Annotated in this window: 22 protein-coding genes; 2 read left to right on the top strand and 20 right to left on the bottom strand. The window is 51.2% G+C overall.

The annotated features are described in order from the left end of the window. Nucleotides 1–70: 70 nt before the first annotated feature. Nucleotides 71–559, top strand: a complete 489-nt coding sequence (locus BGE37_RS07630) for a lysozyme inhibitor LprI family protein (protein ID WP_001370468.1) — start codon at nt 71–73, stop codon at nt 557–559. 120 nt (nt 560–679) lie between these two features. Here the strand turns inward: BGE37_RS07630 and flhE are convergent, their stop codons facing one another. The 15 genes from flhE to flhD all read right to left on the bottom strand — a co-directional run bounded on the left by flhE (nt 680) and on the right by flhD (nt 16,295). Continuing rightward, on the bottom strand, nt 680–1,072 hold the full coding sequence (gene flhE / locus BGE37_RS07625; RefSeq protein WP_001202066.1) for a flagellar protein FlhE: 393 nt from the start codon (nt 1,070–1,072) through the stop codon (nt 680–682). Next, nucleotides 1,072–3,150 (bottom strand): flagellar biosynthesis protein FlhA, encoded by a 2,079-nt coding sequence (gene flhA / locus BGE37_RS07620; protein WP_000066967.1) that lies wholly within the window; start codon nt 3,148–3,150, stop codon nt 1,072–1,074. Before flhA ends, flhE begins: the two co-directional genes overlap by 1 nt. Beyond that, nucleotides 3,143–4,291, bottom strand: coding sequence for a flagellar biosynthesis protein FlhB (gene flhB / locus BGE37_RS07615; protein WP_001278954.1), 1,149 nt, complete (start codon nt 4,289–4,291; stop codon nt 3,143–3,145). Before flhB ends, flhA begins: the two co-directional genes overlap by 8 nt. Nucleotides 4,292–4,492: 201 nt before the next feature. Further along, a complete protein-coding gene (cheZ, locus tag BGE37_RS07610; protein ID WP_000983609.1) occupies nt 4,493–5,137 on the bottom strand; it encodes a protein phosphatase CheZ in 645 nt (214 codons plus the stop codon). A 10-nt stretch (nt 5,138–5,147) separates the two neighbouring features. Then, nucleotides 5,148–5,537: a chemotaxis response regulator CheY gene (gene cheY / locus BGE37_RS07605; RefSeq protein WP_000763867.1), complete on the bottom strand. Its 390-nt coding sequence runs from the start codon at nt 5,535–5,537 to the stop codon at nt 5,148–5,150. Nucleotides 5,538–5,551: 14 nt separating this feature from the next. Beyond that, the gene (gene cheB, locus BGE37_RS07600; RefSeq protein ID WP_021577606.1) at nt 5,552–6,601 is read right to left on the bottom strand and encodes a protein-glutamate methylesterase/protein glutamine deamidase; all 1,050 of its coding nucleotides are present in this window, start codon (nt 6,599–6,601) and stop codon (nt 5,552–5,554) included. A gap of 2 nt (nt 6,602–6,603) precedes the next feature. Next, the gene (cheR, locus tag BGE37_RS07595; protein ID WP_000204337.1) at nt 6,604–7,464 is read right to left on the bottom strand and encodes a protein-glutamate O-methyltransferase CheR; all 861 of its coding nucleotides are present in this window, start codon (nt 7,462–7,464) and stop codon (nt 6,604–6,606) included. Between the two features lie 18 nt (nt 7,465–7,482). Continuing rightward, nucleotides 7,483–9,084 carry a methyl-accepting chemotaxis protein IV gene (gene tap, locus BGE37_RS07590; protein WP_000483225.1) on the bottom strand — a complete coding sequence of 534 codons (1,602 nt, stop codon included), beginning with the start codon at nt 9,082–9,084 and terminating at the stop codon, nt 7,483–7,485. A gap of 45 nt (nt 9,085–9,129) precedes the next feature. After that, nucleotides 9,130–10,791, bottom strand: a complete 1,662-nt coding sequence (gene tar, locus BGE37_RS07585; RefSeq protein ID WP_001297437.1) for a methyl-accepting chemotaxis protein II — start codon at nt 10,789–10,791, stop codon at nt 9,130–9,132. Nucleotides 10,792–10,933: 142 nt separating this feature from the next. Further along, complete coding sequence (cheW, locus tag BGE37_RS07580) at nt 10,934–11,437, bottom strand: chemotaxis protein CheW (RefSeq protein ID WP_000147302.1); 504 nt, start codon at nt 11,435–11,437, stop codon at nt 10,934–10,936. A 20-nt stretch (nt 11,438–11,457) separates the two neighbouring features. Beyond that, nucleotides 11,458–13,422: a chemotaxis protein CheA gene (gene cheA / locus BGE37_RS07575; RefSeq protein ID WP_021577608.1), complete on the bottom strand. Its 1,965-nt coding sequence runs from the start codon at nt 13,420–13,422 to the stop codon at nt 11,458–11,460. Between the two features lie 4 nt (nt 13,423–13,426). Next, nucleotides 13,427–14,353, bottom strand: a complete 927-nt coding sequence (gene motB / locus BGE37_RS07570; protein ID WP_000795630.1) for a flagellar motor protein MotB — start codon at nt 14,351–14,353, stop codon at nt 13,427–13,429. Further along, nucleotides 14,350–15,237 (bottom strand): flagellar motor stator protein MotA, encoded by an 888-nt coding sequence (gene motA / locus BGE37_RS07565; protein WP_000906336.1) that lies wholly within the window; start codon nt 15,235–15,237, stop codon nt 14,350–14,352. Before motA ends, motB begins: the two co-directional genes overlap by 4 nt. A gap of 126 nt (nt 15,238–15,363) precedes the next feature. Beyond that, a complete protein-coding gene (gene flhC / locus BGE37_RS07560) occupies nt 15,364–15,942 on the bottom strand; it encodes a flagellar transcriptional regulator FlhC (RefSeq protein ID WP_001291603.1) in 579 nt (192 codons plus the stop codon). A gap of 2 nt (nt 15,943–15,944) precedes the next feature. Continuing rightward, the gene (gene flhD / locus BGE37_RS07555; protein ID WP_001295647.1) at nt 15,945–16,295 is read right to left on the bottom strand and encodes a flagellar transcriptional regulator FlhD; all 351 of its coding nucleotides are present in this window, start codon (nt 16,293–16,295) and stop codon (nt 15,945–15,947) included. A 779-nt stretch (nt 16,296–17,074) separates the two neighbouring features. Here flhD and uspC point away from each other — a divergent pair. Further along, a complete protein-coding gene (gene uspC, locus BGE37_RS07550) occupies nt 17,075–17,503 on the top strand; it encodes a universal stress protein UspC (protein WP_000122432.1) in 429 nt (142 codons plus the stop codon). 6 nt (nt 17,504–17,509) lie between these two features. Here uspC and otsA read toward each other — a convergent pair whose 3' ends face one another. From otsA to araF, 5 genes are all read right to left on the bottom strand, one after another. Next, nucleotides 17,510–18,934, bottom strand: coding sequence for an alpha,alpha-trehalose-phosphate synthase (gene otsA, locus BGE37_RS07545; protein WP_001295646.1), 1,425 nt, complete (start codon nt 18,932–18,934; stop codon nt 17,510–17,512). Further along, a complete protein-coding gene (gene otsB, locus BGE37_RS07540) occupies nt 18,909–19,709 on the bottom strand; it encodes a trehalose-phosphatase (RefSeq protein WP_001302045.1) in 801 nt (266 codons plus the stop codon). Before otsB ends, otsA begins: the two co-directional genes overlap by 26 nt. A 166-nt stretch (nt 19,710–19,875) precedes the next feature. Continuing rightward, nucleotides 19,876–20,862, bottom strand: coding sequence for an arabinose ABC transporter permease AraH (gene araH / locus BGE37_RS07535; RefSeq protein ID WP_000100205.1), 987 nt, complete (start codon nt 20,860–20,862; stop codon nt 19,876–19,878). A gap of 14 nt (nt 20,863–20,876) precedes the next feature. Next, on the bottom strand, nt 20,877–22,391 hold the full coding sequence (araG, locus tag BGE37_RS07530) for an arabinose ABC transporter ATP-binding protein AraG (protein WP_001187818.1): 1,515 nt from the start codon (nt 22,389–22,391) through the stop codon (nt 20,877–20,879). Nucleotides 22,392–22,460: 69 nt separating this feature from the next. Then, a complete protein-coding gene (gene araF / locus BGE37_RS07525) occupies nt 22,461–23,450 on the bottom strand; it encodes an arabinose ABC transporter substrate-binding protein AraF (protein WP_024226216.1) in 990 nt (329 codons plus the stop codon). Nucleotides 23,451–23,533 lie beyond the last annotated feature (83 nt).

The following is a 23,533-nucleotide window of genomic DNA, read 5'->3' as shown; positions in this document are numbered from 1 at the left end:
GGATAAGAGGCCAGAAGCGTAATATCCGGCCCCAGGGAAACGATAACGGTTGAATTTAAGGAATACCGCAGTGTTTAAATTTCTTGTATTAACATTAGGCATTATCTCTTGCCAGGCTTACGCAGAAGATACGGTTATAGTCAATGACCATGACATTTCAGCCATCAAAGATTGTTGGCAAAAAAATTCAGATGATGATACTGACATTAACGTGATCAAATCATGCCTGCGACAAGAATACAATCTCGTCGATGCGCAATTAAATAAAGCTTATGGTGAAGCTTATCGTTATATAGAACAAGTACCACGCACAGGTGTCAAAAAACCTGATACCGAACAACTTAACTTGCTTAAAAAATCACAACGAGCCTGGCTGGATTTTAGGGACAAAGAATGTGAATTAATCCTTTCAAATGAAGACGTTCAGGATTTAAGTGCCCCTTATTCTGAATCAGAATGGCTCTCATGTATGATCATACAGACCAATACGCGAACTCGCCAGTTGCAGTTATACCGTAACTCTGAAGATTTTTATCCAAGCCCTTTGACAAGAGGATAATTCACATATTTTTGGCATGTTTTGTTGCAAGCTATTCCTGATAAATAATTGCAACAAAACATCGAGCCTTTTTCACTGAGTTATTAAACATGCCGCGAGCGCGTAATTTTTATTTGTCCTTCAGCGATAATTCACAATCACTTCATTACGTTGTACTTTTAGCGGCGGAATTAACCGCCCGCCGCCAGGCACTTCCCAGATAAATCGCAACGGTTCTGCCGCCGGTATACCGGAAAAGGCCACGGTGGTTCCGCTCTGCCCCTCTAATTCGACACAACGAGATTGTGAACACAAGCGAACCCGCAGCCCTACGGGAGTTGGGCCGATAAGCTGATAACGCCACGCAACCAGCGTCATCAATCCTGATGCAGGTTGTCGCGAAGAAAGAGGCGCTGACGACATCGATTCACCACGGTGATTCAACGTAACGCCCACACTGCTCGCCTGCCACATCCCCTCCCCGGCGGCTTGCGCCAGCAGCGGAAACAATAATATTGCTAATAAGGCTCTCATTATTTGCCGCCAATCGTCGCCGTCATACGGATATGTCGGTTATCTGATAGTTCCAGATTCGACAGCACCACTAACTGCGGCAGGCTGCGACGCAGGAAGCGAGACAATAATGGTCGCAGCGCGTGGTTCACCAATAATACTGGCGGCGCACCCAGCATCTCCTGACGGGATAGCGCTTCCTGAGTTTGTGCCAGTAAACGATCCGCCAGCCCAGGCTCCAGTCCGCCCCCACCCTGCAAGGCCTGTAGTAACAAACGTTCCAGCGGTGTATCGAGGCCAATAACATGGACTTCATCTTTGCCAGGAAACCACTGCTGGGTTATAGCCCGTCCTAACGCCACGCGCACGACGGCGGTTAATTCATGTGGATCGCTTTGGATGGGCGCATGTTCCGCCAGCGTTTCGAGAATAGTGCGCATATCGCGAATCGGGACTTTTTCATCGAGGAGATTTTGCAGCACTTTATGCAGTGTGGTGAGCGTGACGACGCCAGGAACGAGATCTTCCGTCAGCTTTGGCATCTCCTGAGCGACACGATCCAGCAGCTGTTGCGCCTCCTGACGACCAAACAGCTCTGCGGCATGCTGGCTTATGAGGTGGTTAAGATGCGTAGCCACCACCGTGCTGGCCTCAACCACGGTATAACCTTGAATCTGCGCCTGTTCTTTTAGCGCACTTTCAATCCAGATAGCATTCAGACCAAACGCCGGATCGACGGTCGCCTCTCCTGGTAACGTTCCAGCTGCGGTACCTGGGTTTATTGCCAACCAGCGCCCCGGATATGCATCACCACTGCCTATCTCCACGCCTTTCATCAAAATACGGTAGCGGGCAGGTTGCAGATCCATATTGTCGCGAATGTGTACTACCGGCGGCAGAAAGCCCATTTCCTGAGCAAATTTCTTGCGAATACTGCGAATACGACCCAGTAGTTCACCATCCTGCTGAAAATCGACCATCGGGATCAGGCGATAACCCACTTCCATTCCCAGAGAATCTTCCAGTTGAACATCGTTCCACGTTGCTTCGACAACGGCATTATTCTCTGCCATTTTTACCGGTTTTGGTTCGGCAGGCGCTTTTTGTTCGCGTCCGCGGATCCACCAGGCCAGCCCCAGTAATCCGGCAGTGAACAGCAAAAATACCAGGTTCGGCATTCCAGGCACCAGGCCGAGTAAACCGAGCACGGCGGCGCTTAACAACATAACGCTCGGGTTACTGAAAAGCTGATTCACCATCTGTTCGCCAACATCCTGATCAGTGCTGACGCGCGTAACGATAACCCCCGCGGCGGTAGAAATCACCAGCGCCGGAATTTGTGCTACCAGACCGTCACCAATGGTCAATAGCGTATAACTTTCCGCCGCATGTCCCATGCTCATGCCATGTTGCAGCACACCGACCAGCAATCCGCCGACAACGTTAATGACCATGATGAGGATCCCGGCGATGGCATCGCCGCGAACAAACTTACTTGCCCCGTCCATTGAGCCGTAAAAATCGGCTTCCTGAGTCACTTCGGAGCGGCGTTTTTTCGCCTCATCTTCACCAATCAATCCGGCGTTAAGGTCGGCGTCAATCGCCATCTGCTTACCCGGCATACCATCGAGAACAAAGCGCGCACCCACTTCTGCGATACGCCCGGCACCTTTGGTAATGACCATAAAGTTGATGATCACGAGAATGACAAACACCACGATACCGATAGCGAAATTGCCACCAACGAGGAAGTGACCGAACGCTTCAACCACCTTCCCTGCCGCCGCTGCGCCGGTATGCCCTTCCATTAAAATGATACGGGTTGAAGCCACGTTAAGTGCCAGACGCAACAGCGTGGTAAACAACAGAATGGTCGGAAACGCAGCAAACTCAAGCGTGCGCTGGGTAAACATCGCCACCAGCAACACCATGATCGACAAGGCAATATTGAAGGTAAACAACAGGTCGAGTATGAATGCGGGCAGTGGCAGCACCATCATCGACAAGATCAACAGGATCAAAATCGGTCCGGCAAGGATCTGCCATTGTGTCGATTTCAGGTTTGCGGGCAGGCGCAGCATCGCGGCCAGATTACTCATGGGTCGGTTTCTCGTTAATAAAATCCAGGGCTTCCGGCACCGGAAGATGAGTAGGTTGTACAGGGCGCTGTCCACCAGCCAGACGCCAGCGTTTCAGTTGCCAGACCCAGGCCAGCACTTCCGCCACCGCGGCGTACAGTTGACCCGGGATTTGTTGACCAATCTCCGCATGTCGATACAGCGCTCGCGCCAGCGGCGGCGCTTCAAGCGTCGGGACGTTATTTTCAGCGCCAATTTCACGAATGCGCAGCGCGACCAGCCCTGCACCTTTAGCGACCACTTTCGGTGCGCTCATTTTGTTTTCGTCATACTGCAACGCTACCGAATAGTGGGTCGGGTTATTGACAATGACATCCGCTTTCGGCACATCGGCCATCATCCGACGCCGTGCGGCAGCTCGCTGCATCTGACGGATCCGCCCTTTAACATGGGGGTCGCCTTCGCTTTGTTTGAACTCATCACGAATATCCTGCCGCGACATTCGCAGCTTTTTCAGGTGGCTGAAGATTTGGAAAAAGACGTCAAATCCCACCATTGGAATGACACCAAGCACCACCAGCAGTGCGCATAGCCCTACCAAATCCATCGCATTACCCATGGCGGTAATCGGAGACTCGGCCATTAAGCGCATCATCTGCGGCCAGTGATGCCAGAGAAAAAACCCCGTCACGCTGCCAACCAGGATGGTTTTCAAAATTGCTTTAAGCAACTCCGCGCCAGTCTGTGCCGAGAACATCCGTTTTATGCCCGGTAGCGGGTTGAGTTTGGAAAACTTCGGCTGCAAGGATTTGCCGCTAAATACCAGCCCTCCCAGCATGACCGGAGAAATGAGCGCCACCAGCACCACGCCGCTAATCAGTGGCAGCAGCGCCAGCATGGCTTCTCTGATCAGCAGAATAATCTGCCCGAGGATCAGATTCGGGTCATTGATAATACTGTGATCAAAATGCAGCCCAGCGGAGAGCATGCCCGACAATCGACGGGCCAGCGACACACCGCCAAACCAGATAACACTAACGCCCACCAGCAAAATCAGCAGTGAGGTCAGTTCACGGGAACGCGGGATTTGCCCCTCTTCCCGCGCTTTTTCTAGTCGGTGAGGAGTGGGGGCTTCTGTTTTGTCGTCGCTCTCGTCAGACACGTCGCCAATCCTGGAAAGAGTATTAAGCGTAAATGATGCCAGAGCGCAAAGCGTTCAATGGTTTGAGTAAGGGGCAAAACAGGCGGGATTTAGGGCTTTTGCTGCCACACATCAAGCATAGTGTGCGTTTGTCGGATGCGGCGTCATCGCCTTATCAGACCGCCTGATATGACGTGGTCACGCCACATCAGGCAATACAAATCAAAATCCAAGACTATCCAACAAATCGTCCACCTGATCCTGACTGGCTACCACACCGGCTTTGCTGGTATCGACCTGAGGTCCATTAAGCAAACTCTGATTTTCACGCTTTGGACGCGACTCCTGTTCCGGGATGTTTTCCAACAGCACCATCAGCAACTGGCGTTCGATCTCCTGAATGACATCCATCATCCGCTTAATGACCTGCCCGGTGAGATCCTGAAAATCCTGCGCCATCATGATTTCCAGCAGTTGCGCGTTAGTAAAGCTGGTATGCGCGGGTACATCTGCCAGAAATTGTCGCGTATCTGTTACCAATTCACGGGCGTCGGCAAGGTCAATCGGATCGGCAAACCAGTCATCCCAACGTTGGGTTAACGCTTTTGCTGATTTCTCCATTTGATCCTGATGCGGTTGTGACGCCTCAACACTGTTCAGCGCCCGCTCCGCAGCCTGGGCGGTCATCTGCACAACATAGTACAAACGATCGCGCGCATCCGGGATGGCTTCCGCCGCTTCGGCAATGGCCTGATCCAGCCCCAGTTCCCGCAAACTGTCGCGCAGCATACGCGTCAGGCTGCCGATGCGCGCAATGATATCGCCAGCTGAATGCTCGTCAGCAGGTTTGATTGATGGTTGCATCATAGTCGCATCCTCACATGCCCAGTTTCTCAAAGATTTTGTTGAGTTTTTCCTCCAGCGTCGCGGCGGTAAATGGCTTCACCACATAGCCACTGGCCCCCGCTTGCGCCGCAGCAATGATGTTCTCTTTCTTCGCTTCTGCAGTCACCATTAACACTGGCAATGCCGACATCGCGCCATCCGCACGAATCGTTTTCAGCAATTCCAGGCCATCCATGTTGGGCATGTTCCAGTCGGAGATAACAAATCCATAACCGCCTGCCTGCAACTTATTGAGAGCGTCGACGCCATCTTCCGCTTCCTCAACATTATTGAATCCCAGCTCTTTCAGCAGGTTACGCACTATGCGTCGCATGGTGGAAAAGTCATCCACAACCAAAAATTTAAGTTCTTTATCCGCCATTTCACACTCCTGATTTAAATACGTATCGCCTGTCCGGCACTAATTTTTGCCAACATTTGCTGGCTTACCTGGCTAAGATCGACCACTTCGCAGACACCACCCATATTGATGGCCTCGCGCGGCATGCCGAACACCACGCAACTTGCTTCGTTTTGCGCCAGGGTCCATGCCCCCGCCTGACGCATCGCCAACATTCCCGCCGCGCCGTCGTTGCCCATACCGGTCAGGATCACCCCAACCGCATTACGCCCCGCCTGTTTGGCGACAGAATGGAACAACACATCTACCGAAGGCCGATGACGGTTAACCGCCAGGCCATCATGAATTTTGATTTGGTAATTTGCGCCACTACGCGCCAGCTCCATATGCCGATCGCCCGGCGCAATATAGGCATGCCCCGGCAAAACACGTTCCCCGTCTTCGGCTTCTTTAACCCCGATCTGGCAAAGCTTATTAAGTCTGTCGGCAAAAGAGCGGGTGAAACCGGGCGGCATATGCTGGGTAATTAACAGTGCCGGGCTGGAAAGCGGCAACGGTTGCAGTACGTGACGAATTGCCTCAGTTCCACCCGTTGAAGCACCAATCGCAATCAGTTTTTCAGAACTCAACAACGGCCCTGCCTTCAGCGTTGTCGGTGCCGACAATGGCTTATGTGCTGCAAGGCTCACCTTTGCTGCTGTACGCACCTTTTCAGCAATCATTTCGCTGTACGCCAGCATTCCTTCGCGAATACCCAGTTGCGGTTTGGTGACAAAATCTATTGCCCCCAGCTCCAGCGCGCGCAGCGTGACTTCTGATCCTTTGCCGGTCAGGGAAGAAACCATCACAACGGGCATTGGACGCAAACGCATTAATTTTTCGAGGAAATCCAGTCCGTCCATCCGCGGCATTTCAACATCCAGCGTCAGCACATCGGGATTGAATTTCTTAATCAAGTCACGCGCGACCAGCGGATCAGGCGCGGTCGCCACCATTTCCATGTCGCTATGGCTGTTGATGATTTCTGTCATGATCTGGCGCATCAGTGCCGAATCATCGACAGATAACACCCTGATTTTGCTCATCGTTAATCCTTACTTAGCGCATACACCGTCTGACCACGCAGCGTGAAGCGGCGCTCGAGGTGGCTAAAGTTTTCAGAGTGACCCGCAAACAGCAATCCGTCGGGTTTAAGGAGCGGAACAAAGCGGCGCAAAATCTCCTGCTGGGTAGTTTGATCGAAGTAGATCATGACGTTACGACAGAAGATCGCATCAAACGGCCCCGGCACGGTGTACTGTTTCGCCAGTAGATTCAGCGGGGCAAAATCAACATAGTTCGCCAGCTCCTGACGCACGCGTACCAGCCCTTCATGCGGTCCCGTCCCTCGCATGAAATACCGTTGCAGTTGCTGCGGCGTCAGGTTTTTCAACTCTTCATGGCGATAGATACCGCTTCTGGCTTTTTCCAGCACTTCGGTGTCGATATCACTGGCAAACACTTTCCAGCGTCCGGGCGCGGTGCCCAATGTGTCAGCCAGCGTCATCGCAATGCTGTACGGCTCTTCGCCGGTCGAAGCCGCCGCGCTCCATACGCGATACTCGCCAGAACGGCGACGTGCGTGATCCGCGAGCAGAGGGAAATGATGTGCCTCACGGAAAAATGCCGTCAGATTCGTGGTCAGCGAATTGATAAACGCCTGCCACTCACCGCTGTGCTGATTAGATTCCAGCAAGTTCAGATAATGACCGAAATCCGTCAGTCCCAGCGAACGCAAACGACGAACCAGTCGGTTGTAAACCATGTCGCGTTTATGGTCAGCCAGAACGATCCCGGCTCGTTGATATATCAATTGACTTATCCGCCGAAAATGCGCGTCGGAAAGCGCCAGGCGCTCGGTCATCTGTAACAATAAAGACGTTTGCCCACAGGGCAGAGATGAAGTCATAGCGCCTTCTCAATCACTTCAGGATACCACTGGCGCAATTTGTAACTGCGCCGACTCATGTCGTGCTACTTCATGTTCTTCAAGGGTAAATACCGCCACACGCGACGAAAGATGGTCGGCCTGATTCGCCAGTTGTTCCGTTGCCACCGCCGCTTCTTCTACCAGCGAGGCGTTCTGCTGTGTCACCTGATCCATCTGGCTGACAGCCTGCGCAACCTGCTCAATCCCCCGCCGTTGTTCTTCCGAGGCCGAAGCAATTTCTCCCATAATGTCGTTCACGCGGGTCACCGAACTGACAATATCGGTCATGGTCGCGGCGGCGTTATTCACCAGTTTCGAACCCTGCTGGACACGATTGACTGACTCTTCGATCAGCCCTTTGATCTCTTTTGCTGCCTGCGCGCTACGGCTGGCAAGATTGCGCACTTCACCTGCCACTACCGCAAAACCACGCCCCTGCTCTCCGGCGCGAGCCGCTTCCACTGCCGCATTCAGGGCCAGAATATTGGTCTGGAAAGCAATTCCGTCGATAACGCTGATAATGTCGCCAATTTTTTGCGAGCTGGTGGCGATCTCCTGCATGGTGTGAGTCATGGTACTGACCTGAACACCGCCCGCCTGCGCCGTTGTCGCGGCATTTTTTGCCAGTTCCGACGCCTGTCGTGCGTTATCGGCGTTTTGCCCTACCGTGGCGGTTAATTGCTCCATACTGGCGGCCGTTTGTGCCAGCGATGCCGCCTGCTGTTCGGTACGACTTGAGAGATCGTTATTGCCTGCGACAATCTCCGCGATCCCAATGTGCATCTCCTGGCTTCCCTTACGCACATCACTCACCGTCCCACGCAAAGCCTGCTGCATGGTCTTCAGGCTGGCAAAAATGGCGGTGATCTCATTACGACCATATACCGCAATCGGACGCGCCAGATTACCCGCAGCAATGCTGTCAAAATGGCTACCGATAATGGCCAGTGGTTGAACAATCATCTTGCGCGTCCACCACAGCGCACTGCTGATGTAGATCGCCGCAACAATAATCATGCTGATAAACACCAGCGCCGAAATCTGATAGTTACGCTGGCTTTGCGCACTGGCGGCTTCCAGCACATGGTTGATCTCCAGCTGCCAGGCCTCAAAGTTAACGTCAAACGCATTCTGTGATCCCTGCACCGGCGCAGTGAGGAAATCCGAAAGTTGATTACTTTCAAGCCAGGTCGCCTGATGTTCGAGATCGTTGTGCCAGCGGGCAAAACTTTTCTCCGTCTCTTTTTGCAATGCCCTGACGTGCTCGTTGCCCGCAGTCATCGCCATAAAACTTTTAAACAGCGTGGTGGATTGCGTCAGACTGGCGCGCGCCGTCGTCATCAACGTTTTAATGTCATCCGCCGGATAGCTAAGCGCTGTCAGAGTGCCTGCTTTGTTCAGCGCGGTACTGGCCTGTAACATTACCGCCCGAGTTTGCGCTAATGCCGCACGTTGCTGATTGCTCTGCTCGACCTGATTCAGTCGTTGCAAATCGTCGCGAAATGCCCAAAAAGACATGCCGTTACTGCCAATCTGCAAGATCCCGCAGAGAATCAAAATTAAAAACAGCGTGGTCGAAATTCGAATACGATTAAACATCAACGCTCCCCATCAGGCGGCAATGACCGCGTTAGTAAATACTCGTCAAAATGTTTCCCAGTTTGGATCTTGTTCAGCAATTCGCAGTCGTGGCTGTGCCGGTGGTTGCTCACTAGCAGGACGGGATGGTGTTTGCGGTTTATTGGTGAGTGGGCTGGCTGCCAGACGAAACGCGGAAACCGCTTGCGTTAAACGACTTGCCTGTTCTTCCAGCGCAGCTGCGGCGGCAGCTGATTCCTGCACCAGCGATGCGTTCTGTTGCGTGACGCGATCCATTTCCGAAACCGCCAATGCGACTTGATCGATGCCACGGCTCTGTTCATCCGATGCCGATGCAATCTCGCCCATAATGTCAGTCACGCGAGTGACAGCATTGACGATATTGTTCATTGTTTCCCCGGCGCTTTCGACCAGCACCGAACCGGTATCAACGCGCGAGACGGAGTCTTCAATGAGAGCTTTGATCTCTTTTGCCGCCTGGGCGCTACGACTGGCAAGATTACGCACTTCGCCCGCCACCACGGCAAAACCACGGCCCTGTTCACCCGCTCGCGCGGCTTCAACCGCGGCATTCAGCGCGAGGATATTAGTCTGGAAGGCAATACCGTCGATAACGCTGATAATGTCGGCAATTTTCTTCGAACTATCGGCGATCTCATGCATCGTTTTCACTACGCCATCCACCACTTTGCCGCCGTGCTGGGCGGTGTCGGAGGCACTTTGCGCCAGTTGCGAGGCCTGGCGGGCGTTATCGGCATTTTGCTTCACTGTCGCGGTGAGCTGCTCCATGCTGGCGGCAGTTTCTTCCAGCGCGGATGCCTGCTGTTCAGTACGGGAGGAAAGATCGGTGTTGCCCGCCGCAATTTCACGGGTACCGGCATAGATGGCATCTGAACCTTCGCGGACATGAGTGACTGTGTCAGTCAAAGAGCGTTGCATATGTGAAACGCTCTGCGCCAGGTCGCCCATTTCACTGCGCCCGTCAATGGTCAGGGTATTCGCCAGGTTACCACCGGCGATTTCGCGAATATGAGCAATAATTTTTGCCAGCGGTGTAAGCAACATACGGCGAATGCCATACCACGCCACCAGCAGAATCAATACCACCACCAGCGCGATAACCGCCAGTTGCCACTGGGCAAATCGGTAATCATCTGCGTTGTCAGTGACGATATCGCGATACAGTTTTTCACTGCTGAGGGCGTACTGAGCAAACGCTTCGCCCATTGCATTTTGCATTCCCTGGGTTGGCTGAGCGAAATAAGCTCCAGTATTGCCATAATCAAGATAATCAATCAGTTCAGTTAACGCTGTGTAATAGTTTTTATATTTTTCATCAATATTACGACTGGTAGCGACCATTTCAGGTAACGGTGCCATGCTTTTGAATTTTTTATAATGAGTCGCGGCCTGGGCCAATGTTTTCCTGGCGCTATCGAGCAATTCAACTTTGGCATTACTTTGTTGATTGGAGGAATCCATCATCATTCGCACCGCTGAACGACTCAGGTTAATGCGCGTTTGCAGCATTAAATCCCAGGTTGACGTCAGCTCGCCCTGCTGTTCCCGTAATTGATTGGAAACCACAAAGCTCTTCTGGCTATGGTGAAGGGAAGAAAAAAACAGACTGCCGGAAATAAGCTGTAACAGTGCGAATACCCCCAGCACCATTACCAACAGCGTGACTACGCGGATACGGTTAATCATAAGGCACCTTCCTGAAAACAAGTTGATCTCGTTATCGGCAAGGAAGGGGGAAACTTTATTGCTGATGCCACCCGCCGCGAAATTGAAATAAAACCCGATGCGCAGATCATCGGGTTCATTTCAATTGAGGAAATCAGGAGAATTACGCCACTTCTGACGCCGCGCTATCTAACAGCGCCATCTCTTCGCTGTTCAGCAGTTTTTCGATGTTCACCAGAATCAACATACGGTCGCCCAGTGCGCCCAGTCCAGTGAGATATTCTGTTGAAAGCGTCACGGCAAACTCTGGTGCCGGACGAATTTGCTCCGCCGTCAATGAAAGCACGTCTGAAACGCCGTCAACCACGATGCCGACCACCCGCTGTCCGAGATTCAGGACGATAACTACCGTGTTGTCGTTATAGTCCACATCCACCTGGCTGAACTTAATTCGTAAGTCAACAATCGGCACAATAACGCCGCGCAGATTCGTGACGCCTTTGATAAACGCTGGCGTGTTCGCAATCCGTGTTACCTGATCGTAGCCACGGATCTCCTGCACTTTCAGGATATCAATACCGTACTCTTCATCACCAAGGGTAAATACCAGAAATTCCTGGCCTGACGGCTCGCTGGCCAGCTTTGTTACATTCGTCATACCGGTCATATTGTTACCTTTTTACTCATTCAGGCGGCGGTGTTCGCCATACGTTGTTCGCGGTTTATCGCCTGCAAGGCGGAGACATCAACAATCAGTGCCACGCTGCCGTCGCCAAGAATGGTCGCAGCAGAAATGCCGGGGACTTTGCGATAGTTACTTTCAAGGTTTTTAACTACAACCTGATGTTGACCAATTAATTGATCCACCAGCAAGGCGTAGCGGCGACCGCCACTTTGTAAGATCACCACAATTCCCTGGGTAGCTTCGGTTTTCGCGCCCGCGACGTTGAACACTTTCCACAGTTCGACGATGGGCAGATATTCACCCCGCACTTCCAGCACCCGCTCGCCGCCGGCCAGTGGATGGAGATCGGCTTCACGGGGTTGCAGTGATTCCATAACAGCATTCAGCGGCAGAATGAAAACTTCATCCGCAACGCGTACGGACATGCCGTCGAGGATGGCCAGCGTCAGCGGCAGTAAAATGCGGATCGTAGTGCCAGTACCCTGCTTCGACTGGATTTCGACATGACCGCCCATCTCCTGGATATTACGTTTAACGACGTCCATGCCGACGCCGCGCCCGGAGACGTCGGTGACCTGCTCTGCCGTGGAGAAGCCTGGTGCAAATATCAGCATCGCGACTTCGTCGTCGCTCATGTTTTCGCTGACAGTCAAACCTTGCGAGGCCGCTTTTGCCAGAATTCGCTCACGGTTTAGCCCCGCCCCATCGTCGGTCACTTCAATGCAAATGTTGCCGCCCTGATGTTCGGCAGACAGAATTAAATTTCCGACGCTGTTTTTACCTGCGGCGAGCCGTTTTTCTGGCAGTTCAATACCGTGATCGAGGCTATTGCGTACCAGGTGGGTCAGCGGGTCGATAATGCGTTCTATCAGGCTCTTGTCGAGCTCGGTGGAACTGCCCACCAGCGTCAGTTCTACCTGCTTGCCGAGTTTTCCCGCCAGATCACGCACCAGCCGGGGATAGCGACTAAAGACATATTCCATCGGCATCATGCGAATCGACATCACTGATTCCTGCAAATCACGGGCGTTACGTTGTAACTGCCCCATGCTGGTAATCAAATCACCATGATTAACCGGGTCCAGTTCGCTGGAACGCTGGGCAAGCATGGACTGGGTGATAACCAGCTCGCCGACGAGGTTAATTAATTGATCAACCTTTTCTACCGCTACACGGATGCTGGTGGATTCACTGCTGCGCGTCGTTTTTTCCCGCTCCACGCGACCGGTTGGCGCTTGTTCGGCTGCCAGTTTAAGCACTGGTGGGGTGGATATTTTTGGCGAGACTTCTACTGTTTCAAAGGTAATCTGATCGGCTTCAATCACAAAACAGAGTACCGCTGTGATGTCATCTTCGGCGATATCGCCCGGTAATATTGCCGAGAGAGAATCCGCCCCTTTCACCACGTCAGTTAACGTTGTCAGATGCCCCAGCTCTTCTTCCAGCAGGTCGACTTCGCCGGCCTTCAGGCGCGAAAGGATAATTCGTCGCGGCAACTGACTGCGACTCTGCTCATCTTGCGGTTCACTTTTGGCAACCACACTTAATCGGGTCACTGCGGATGGCGGTTCGCCTTTCGCTTCTAATGCCAGTTGACGCAAGGCCTGGCAGATATAATCGAAGCTGGCGGCATCCGGCTCTTGCGACTGTTTATAAGCGTCGAGCTGTTCTTGCATGATGTCCTTCGTTTCCAAAAACAGATTGATAATGTCGGTGTTGAGTTGCATCTCACCTCGTCTGGCTTCATCGAGCAGGTTTTCCATCAGATGCGTGGTTTCCTGCAAAACGCTGAAGCCAAAAGTTCCTGCCCCTCCTTTGATCGAGTGGGCAGCCCGAAAGATGGCATTCAATTGTTCGGCATCTGGCGCTTCCGGCTGCAAAACCAGCAGATGCTGCTCCATATCAGCCAACAGTTCGTCCGCTTCATCAAAAAATGTCTGATAAAAATCGCTTATATCCATGCTCACGCTGTCACCTCGGTTCGGCTGATGGCATTGTGGGAACACTGACCTGTGGTGCAACCTCAGGTTTTTCCAGGGCGCTTACTGGCTCATTCTGGCTTTCGGCGTTTTCATGCAAAATGGCCTGTTCGGCTTGTTTGTTCAGAACCAGCAGGCTGATGCGACGGTTGACGGCATCATCAGGTCCGCGATCGCTTAAGCGCATCGTTGCCGCCATGCCGACGACACGTAATACTTTGCCGCTATCCAACCCGCCGACCATCAGTTCGCGGCGGGATGCATTGGCCCGATCGGCAGAAAGCTCCCAGTTGCTGTAACCTTTCTCACCGCTGGCGTAGGGAAAATCATCGGTATGACCTGAAAGGCTAATACGGTTGGGAATACCGTTCAGTACAGGCGCGATGGCGCGCAGAATGTCGCGCATATAGGGTTCGACATCGGCACTGCCGGTTCTAAACATCGGGCGATTCTGGCTATCGATGATCTGAATACGTAGACCTTCCTGGACCAGATCGATTTTGAGATGTGGACGTAACGCCCGCAGTTTCGGATCGGACTCTATCAACTGGTCGAGATCACCCCGCAATTTCCGCAATCGACTTTGCTCCATGCGTTTTTTCAACTCTTCGATGTTCGGCTGCTTATTCACTTCCCCCTGGCTTTGGGTGTAATCATCGCCACCGCCGGGAATTGGGCTTTCGCTATTAGAAATGCGATCGCCGCCCGTAACCGCAGTCGCCAGTGGAGTCCGGAAGTACTCCGCAATCTGAATCAACTCTTTTGGGCTGGAGATGGAGATCAGCCACATCACCAGAAAAAAGGCCATCATCGCGGTCATAAAGTCGGCATAAGCAATCTTCCACGATCCATGTGCTGCCCCGTGGCTTTTGGCTTTGCGTCGTTTGACGACAATAATCGGATGCGCTTGATTCTTCATGCTTCCTCGGTTGTCGTCTGTTGTTGCGGATTTTTCACCGCACGCACATGCTCTTCCAGTTCAATAAACGACGGACGTTCGCTGGAATAGAGCGTTTTGCGACCAAACTCAACGGCGATAGGCGGTGCGTAACCGTTCAGATTAGAAAGCAGTGTGACTTTGACGCACTGCATCATTTTGCTGGTTTCGGCGCTTTTCTGACGTAAAACACTCGCTAATGGGGAAATAAATCCGTAAGCCAATAAAATGCCGAGGAAAGTCCCCACCATCGCATGTGCGATAAGCGCCCCCAGCTCGGCGGCAGGACGATCGGCTGAACCTAACGCGTGAACGACCCCCATTACAGCCGCGACAATACCAAACGCCGGAAGTGAGTCCCCGACCAGCGCCAGACTGTTCGCCGGGACTTCTGCCTCGCTTTCGTGCGTCTCAATCTCTTCATCCATCAGGGCTTCGATTTCGAAGGTGTTCATGTGACCGCTGATAATCAGGCGCAGATAATCGACGATAAAATCAAGCATGACGCTATCCGCGAGGATGCGTGGGTAGCTGGCGAAGATCTCGCTCTCACGGGGATTTTCAATATCACGTTCCAGCGAAAACATCCCCATCTGCCGCGATTTCGCCATCAACCGATAAAGCAGAGCCAGCAGATCCATATACATTGCTTTGGTGTATTTGGAGCGACGAAACAGCAACGGCAGCGCCTTCAGCGTGCCTTTAATCGCTTTGCCATTATTGCCGACGATAAACGACCCAATCCCTGCACCGGCAATAATCACCAGTTCAGCGGGTTGATAGAGTGCTCCAAGGCTTCCACCGGTCATCAAATAACCGCCGAAAACTGTACCGAGAACAACCAGGTAACCTAATAAGATAAGCACGACATCATCCTTCCACTGTTGACCATGACAGGATGTTCAGTCGTCAGGCGTTAACGCGCGATTGGGGCAAAAAAAAGCAGCGGTACGTCGTTACCGCTGCTGGAATGTTGCGCCACATCGTATCAGTTAAACAGCCTGTACTCTCTGTTCATCCAGCAGTTGTGGGATAATATCGGCAGGATTCTGGGAAAGTTTACGTCTTTTTACTGCCCGGGATGGCGGTTGACATAAGCTGCAGGCAAAGCTGCCAACAGGCTGGTGAGCGTGGGTAATAAAATTGCCGCCGCAGCAGTTGCAGCTGGAAAGTTGCAGTAATCCACTTTCAACAAACCGCACCAATGTCCAGGCACGGGTTAATGCCAGCAGCGGTCCTTCTTCTGCTTGCGGGCACTGTTCAAGGTATAAACGGTAGGCTTTGATCACCGCATCGACGCCATTACACAAACCGGTTTTCAGTAAAAACTGCCATGCATTACAGAACATCGAAGCATGAACGTTTTGTTCCCAGGTCATAAACCAGTCGGTTGAGAATGGCAGCATGCCTTTCGGCGGTGGGCTTCCGCGCAGTTCTTTATAAAGTTTTATCAGGCGTCCGCGACTTAACTGTGTTTCGCTTTCCAGCATCTGCAAACGAGCGCCCAGGGTGATCAATTCCATTGCCAGCTGAATATCCCGCGCTTCCTGAACAATGCTTTTTTCACTCATGATCAGGCCCTTTTCTTGCGCAGCGCTTCTTCAGGCTGATTAACATCATTCAGCAAGCGTGTTGAGAGCATGATGCCGGTATGAATTTGCTGGAGATCGTCAACGCGGGAATCTTGCGTCAATTGAGTAATCGTCTGGTGGCTGTCAAAACGGAAGTGACAAACCAGCTGATTGGTTTCTGCCAGCTTAACCATTTGCGGAAGAGTCAGTGCCGCTAATGTTGTCGCCATTTCTTCATTTATGCCGAGACGAAACATAGCGGACGCTTTGTCCTGAACAATCAGACGCTGTGCAAGTAGTAAATATGACAAGTTGATGTCATAAATGTGTTTCAGCAACTCGGAGGTATGCATTATTCCCACCCAGAATAACCAACTTTATTTTTATGCGGTTTCACCGCACCCCGTGATGTCGCCGGGAAGCCCCGGTAAAAAATAATTAGCATTAGAATAGTTGCGATAAGCTGCAATAAGCAGAGCCACCTTTTTGGTTTAATAAGTCCTTACAAATAGAAGGGGGTCTTTACACTCATCTAAGATTTTTCCTAAATCGACGCAACTGTACTCGTCACTACACGCACATACAACGGAGGGGGGCTGCGATTTTCAATAATGTGTGATGCAGATCACACAAAACACTCAATTACTTAACATAAATGTATAAGTCATACTTTTGTTTTGGGTGTATTTCAATCTGTTAAAAAGTTTTTCGCTACGCTAGCAAGCAAAAATGAAACAGGAATAATCGAAATGGGATGTTGCGCACAGTTAAAATAACTCACCGTAAATAATCATCTACTATAAATAATCACTTTCATGCAATACCAGATAAGCTATTTTTAAACAGACACTTACCGCACAACAAACTAATTAAATACAAAGAAAGGCAACAATCAACTTAATGTTAATAAAATGTTTTGCATATATTAACCACTTGTTTAATGCGGGGAATCAGTACATTATTTTCTTATAATTACAGTTGAAATCATATGATCACCGAGAGTGATTGATTAATTGTCTTTACTAATAATCAGACTAATATTTACCTGTTTGACTGAGTTGGGATTGCGTCGTTTCTCCATTAGGAGTAAAGCTTTAATGTCACCTGAAGTTCACAGAATAAGGAACAGGTTATGAGCTATAGCAATATTCTTGTCGCTGTTGCGGTTACACCGGAAAGTCAGCAACTGCTGGCAAAAGCGGTATCTATCGCCAGGCCAGTAAAGGGACACATCAGTTTAATTACTCTCGCTTCCGACCCGGAAATGTACAATCAATTAGCTGCGCCGATGCTTGAAGATTTACGCAGCGTGATGCAGGAAGAAACGCAAAGCTTTCTTGATAAGTTAATTCAGGATGCGGGGTATCCCGTTGACAAGACGTTTATTGCCTACGGTGAGTTAAGCGAACATATTCTGGAAGTTTGTCGCAAATATCATTTCGATTTGGTGATTTGCGGTAATCACAATCACAGTTTCTTTTCGCGAGCATCCTGCTCGGCGAAAAGAGTGATTGCCTCAAGTGAGGTCGATGTGCTGTTAGTTCCACTTACGGGAGATTAACCGCTCCTACGCAAGCTTAGGAAAGGTAGCAACTTTATCGCGCTGCTGGCTTTCCGCGCTTCGCGGAACTATCTGCTTTAGGTCGCTAATGAAGCACTCCTGCCAGTGGTTAATATCGTTTTTCACGATAACGTCCAGCATTTCTGCATGACGGGAAATACGTTCCGCCAGCGACATAGTCAATGCACGATCCAGCGCAGCTGCAACTTCGTCACGATCGTAGGGGTTAACAATTAACGCGGACGTTAACTCGTTTGCCGCTCCCGCAAATTGCGAAAGAACAAGAACGCCCGGATTGGCTGGGTCCTGAGCGGCAACATACTCTTTTGCCACCAGGTTCATCCCGTCACGCAGTGGCGTCACTAAGCCCACGTCAGAGTAGCGGAATATTTTCATCAGTAATTTACGGTCAAAATGCTGATTCAAATAATAAAGAGGCGTCCAGCCTAATTGCCCGTATTTACCATTAATTCGTCCAGCTTCATTTTCGAGCTGATGACGAATATCCTGATAGGCTTGCACATCACCACGCGACGTTGGTGCAATCTGGGTATAACGAATTTTACCATGATGCTGCGGATATTTTTCCAGCAACGCTTCATAGGCGAGAAAACGCTCTGGCAAACCTTTGGAATAATCCAGCCGTTCGACAGAAAAGATATTTTGTACGTTTTTCAGTTCCGCTTTAAGTTGCGCCAGTTTTGGCGGCAGTGGCCCGGCAGCCTGTTTGGCTATTTCTTTTGGCTCAATGCCAATCGGGTAAACTTCTGTTCGAAACGCTTTGCCCCAGGCTGTATGGCTTTTTGCGCTACGTGTCGTGACGCGGGTCAGGTTAGAAAGGCAATCCAGGAACGCCAGACGATCGTTTTCTGTCTGGAAACCCAGCAAATCATAATCACAAAGCTGTTCAAGCAAGGTGTCATATGTCGGCAGCGCGTTGAAGATTTCCGGTGTCGGGAAAGGAATATGCAGAAAGAAACCAATGCGATTATTCACTCCCCGTTTGCGTAATTCATGCGCAAATGGCAACAGGTGATAATCGTGGATCCAGATAATGTCATCGTCTTGTAACAGCGGCAGTAATTTATCTGCCAGCAACGCATTTACGCGTAGATAGCCGTCCCAGGCAGGACGCTGAAATTGCACCAGATCGAGCCGATAATGAAAAGCGGGCCAGAGAACGGCATTGGAGAATTGGTTGTAGTATTCGTCAAGGTCCTGTTCGCTGAGGTTAAAAGAGGCCCACGTAATGTTACCTTTTTTCACCTTTTTTAGCGGCTGATCCTCATTCCCTGTTTCACCACTCCAGCCAAACCACAGTCCGCCTGCGGCTTTCAGTGCCCCCAGTATGCCAACGGCAAGGCCACCGGCACTGGCGGCGTGCTCGTCTGGTGGTGCAATCCGGTTAGATACTACGACTAAACGACTCATAGTCATCACTCCTGTTATTTTCTCTTTTTTGTTGTAATGCGGTGGTTATCATTTCAAGCCAGCTCCAGACATCCGGCACACCCGCCAGTCGCCATGATGCCTGAGTTGCGCCTGTGCCAATTTTTACTGACATTCCGCCCAGTCGGTTAACGACTGCGAAGCCAGATTCATCGGTTAAATCATCGCCCAGAAATACGGGAGTTCGCCCGATAAAGGGAGCTTCCTGCATAAAGGCTGCAATCGCCTCACCTTTACTGGTACCTCTCGGTTTGATCTCGACAACACACTTTCCCTGCTGTAACGCCATTTGTGGCCAGATCTGAGTAATACGTTGCGCTAATGTCATTAATGCGTCTTCATGCTGCGGAGCCTGACGATAATGCAGTGCAAAAGCCATCCCTTTCGTCTCCAGCTCCGCACCGGGATACTGTGCGATGACCGTATGCAGTTGCACGTTAATATCACGTGCAATCGCATCCGGCAGATGAACGATATGCGTTTTACCATTGATGTCACGGCGCTCCGCCCCATGCACGCCCGCTAACGGGAAGCGATAAGGTTTTGCCAGTGCGTCCAGCTCCACCATTGAGCGCCCTGATATCAATGCCAATGCACCATCACTTGCGGTTGCCAGTAGCTGAAGTCCTTGCAGAATATTGTCAGGTACGACGACCTGATCGGGATGCGGTTTGATTTCCGCCAGCGTTCCATCGAGATCAAAAAACCAGGCATATTTCGCGGATAGTTCAGGGGTTTCGGTTAACGGTTCTGTCACCCGGTTCTCCTCCTTCTCTTTTCTTATTGTTTTGCGCAGAACGCGCTTTACAGACATGTAAGTATAGACAGTGTGACGGGGGTCGCCATTTGCAACGAAGAACAGCCAACCGTTGTGGCGGCTGGCTGTGGTGGGAAAAAACGTTAAATTGTTGTGGAAAAAAGCATCAGACAGTGCGTTTCGCTTTTTGCTTGTAACGGTCGAAGATCACCGCTGCCAGCAGGATTAAGCCGCGAACCACGTACTGCGCGAAAGGAGAAATATTAAGCAGGTTCATGGCGTTTTCCACGGTGCCTAAAATTAAGATACCTGCCACCACATATGAGATTTTTCCGATGCCACCTTTCAGAGAAACGCCACCTAAAACGCAGGCGGAGATAACAATAAGCTCATAACCAATCGACGTCATTGGCTGCCCACTAGTCATACGTGAAGCCAGAATAATTCCGGCTATCGCAGATACCAGGCCAGAGAGAACAAAGATAATAATTTTGGTGCGAACAACCGGTACACCCGCCAGACGCGCAGCCTCTTCGTTCCCGCCAATCGCCAGGGTATTACGACCAAAGGTGGTTTTATTCAGCAGCAAACCAAAGATAATCAGACACGCGACGGTGAGCCAGATTGGCGCAGGCAGACCGAACCAGTTAGCGTAACCAAGGGCAAAGAAGCTTTCATCTTCGATACCGACCGCTTTACCGTCTGAAATGATGTACGCCAGACCTCGAACAATCTGCATCGTTGCCAGTGTCGTGATCAGAGCATTTATTTTCAGTTTGGCGATAACAAAGCCATTGACCAGGCCACAGAGAACGCCCAGCAACAAGCCCGCTGCCACGCCAATCCACAGGCTTTCAGTCAGGTTAATAACCACCGCCGTGGTGACACCCGCACAGGCAATTACGGAGGCGACAGAAAGGTCAAAGTCACCGGAAGCAAGGCAGAACAACATGCCACAAGCCACCATCCCCGACATGGAAATTGCCAGGCCCAAACCTTTCATATTAATGAAGGTGGCAAAGTTCGGGACAAAAATGGCACAGGCGATAAAAAGCACCGCAAACACAACCAGCATGCCGTACTGATCCCAGATACGCCCGAAGCTGAATGACGACTTAGGTGCGCCAGAACCCGATGTAGAAACAGAAGACATCATACTCTCCTTACTCAGGCAACTGCCTGGCTGACTTTAGGCATCGCAAGGCTCAGTGCCTGACGCTCATCTGCCTTCTCGTGTAACAATTCACCGGCGATTTCACCCTCCCGCATCACCACAATCCGGTCGGCAACGCCGAGGACTTCAGGTAAGTCGCTGGAGGCAAACAGCACCGCCACGCCCTGCGCCGCCAGCGCATAAATTACGTTATATATTTCGTGCTTAGCGCCAACATCAATGCCGCGCGTAGGTTCATCCAGCAAAATGACCTTCATCTCTTCCGATAACCAGCGGCCCAGAATGGCTTTTTGCTGATTTCCGCCTGAGAGATTCATGATCAGTTGCTCCGCGCCCGGCGTTTTGATGTTGAGCGAACGAATGTGGTGATCGGCATTGTTTTCTTCCCAACCGTTGTTGATTACACAACCGCCGAGCACATGTTTACGTCTGGCACTGATGTTGATATTGTCGCGAACGGAGTGCACGGGAATAATGCCTTCCGCTTTGCGATCTTCCGGGCAGAGCATCATGCCTGCGGCAATGGCGTGGCTCGGTTTACGAATATCGATCGGCTGTTGGTCGATATAAACCTGACCGGCGGTGATTTGCGTCCCGCCAAACATGCCTTTCATTAATTCGCTACGCCCCGCCCCTACCAGACCAAACAGCCCAACAATTTCACCACTGCGAACCGCCAGACTTATTGGCGTACGCACGCCTGGTGCTTTCACAGCATCAAGACGCAGGCGCTCCTCGCCATAACTACGCGGTTGCCAGCCGTAGATATCGCCAATGTCGCGCCCGACCATCGCCTGCACCAGCGCGTCGTGGTCAACCTGCTGCATATCGGTAAAGGTTTTGACATAACGTCCATCTTTAAAGACAGTGATGGCATCGCTGAGGGCAAATATTTCTTCCATACGGTGAGAAACGTATAAGATCACCCGCCCCTCTTTTCGCAGTTCACGAATAACGCGGAAAAGATTGTCGATTTCGCGGGCAGAAAGGGAGCTGGTTGGCTCATCAAAGGCGATAATTTTAGCGTTACGCGCCAGCGCCTTGGCGATTTCAACCATCTGCCACTGACCAATGGAGAGATATTTCAGCGGCGTGTCCGGGTCAATATCCATACCAAGATGTTTAAGTTGTAAACCCGCCTCATAATTCAGCAATGAGCGATTCACAATGCCGCCTTTATGCGGCAGCTGGCCGAGATAGATGTTTTCCGCGACGGTCATTTCCGGCACGAGATGCAGTTCCTGGTAAATAATCGCCACACCCGCGTTAAGTGCTGCGGTCGTGTCGGAAAAGGACATTTCCTGCCCATTAATCACTACAGAACCCGTGGTTGGCGCATAGTTGCCGCTGAGGATTTTTAAGAGAGTTGATTTTCCTGCGCCATTTTCACCCATCAACGCATGAACCTGACCGGCATAGCAGTCAAAACTAATATCCGTCAGCGCCTTAACGCCGGGAAACGTTTTACCGATGCCGCGAAATGAGAGATACGGGGTAGACTGTTGCATAACGTCTCCGTGAATCACTGGTCGTTCACACCCCCTCTGCATCATGCAGAGGGGAATTTTTCCGGCAAATTACTTATCGCCTAAACCTTTTTTCTCCAGTTCTTCTTTAAAGTTGTCACGCGTGATCAGCACCACGTCGGTAACTTCGGTGAATTTGGTCGGTTCAACACCTTTTGCTACCCAGTTGTAAAGCATTTCGCTGGACTTATAACCATGTACGTCCGGGCTTGGCAACAGGGAACCGTAGAAGCCGGTTGCCTGTGCCTTAGACAGTTCGCTCACCGCATCCACACCGTTAATACCGATACCGATGATATCGGCCGCTTTAAAGCCCTGACCTTCCGTCGCGCGTACGCCGCCCAGCACGGTGCTGTCGTTCATACCGACGATCAGCCAATGTTTAACTTCCGGATGTTGAACCAGCATTGAGTTGGCAGCGTCAAATGCCCCGGGGATGTCGTTAGATTTGGTAGGTACCTGATAAATTTGTTTTTCCGGGAATCCTGCAGCTTTCAGCGCATCCATAGAACCCGTAGTACGGCGACGAGCCGTATCCAGTTCGTTGGAGGTAATCGCCATCACCGCGCTTTCTTTGACATCCCAGCCACGTTTCTGCATCTCTTTATACAGTTCCTGGCCCTGACGTTCGCCAATTTTGGTCGCCGCCATCATCACCAGAGGAACGGTATCCATTGGCTTACCTTTGGCGTTAACAAACTGGTCATCCACGGCAATGACTTTCATATCGTAGCCACGCGCTTTCGCCACGATGGCAGAGCCGAGTTTCGGGTCCGGAGTACAAATAACGAAACCTTTTGCGCCACTGGCGGCCAGGCTATCGATCGCGTTCAATGTTTTTTCGCCATCCGGCACGGCAATCTTAATAACCTCAAACCCTAAATCCTTCCCAGCTTTATCGGCAAACTTCCATTCGGTCTGGAACCACGGCTCTTCCGGTTGCTTCACCAGGAAACCGAGCTTCAGGTTCTCCGCCATAGCGGATTGTGACATAACGGCTGCCAGACCAATGGCTGCCAGGGCTTTAGTAAATTTGTGCATGGTTCTCTCCAGCTTTAGTGTCGTTTTGTGTAGGGCAAAAACGAATGACATTCGTTAAATTAATCGGAAAACAAAGCATTACC

It is taken from the genome of Escherichia sp. MOD1-EC6300 (assembly GCF_002965045.1).
Lineage (GTDB): Bacteria > Pseudomonadota > Gammaproteobacteria > Enterobacterales > Enterobacteriaceae > Escherichia > Escherichia coli_F.
Note: the sequence above shows the minus strand (reverse complement) of the source record. Positions and strands in the feature narration are given on the sequence as shown.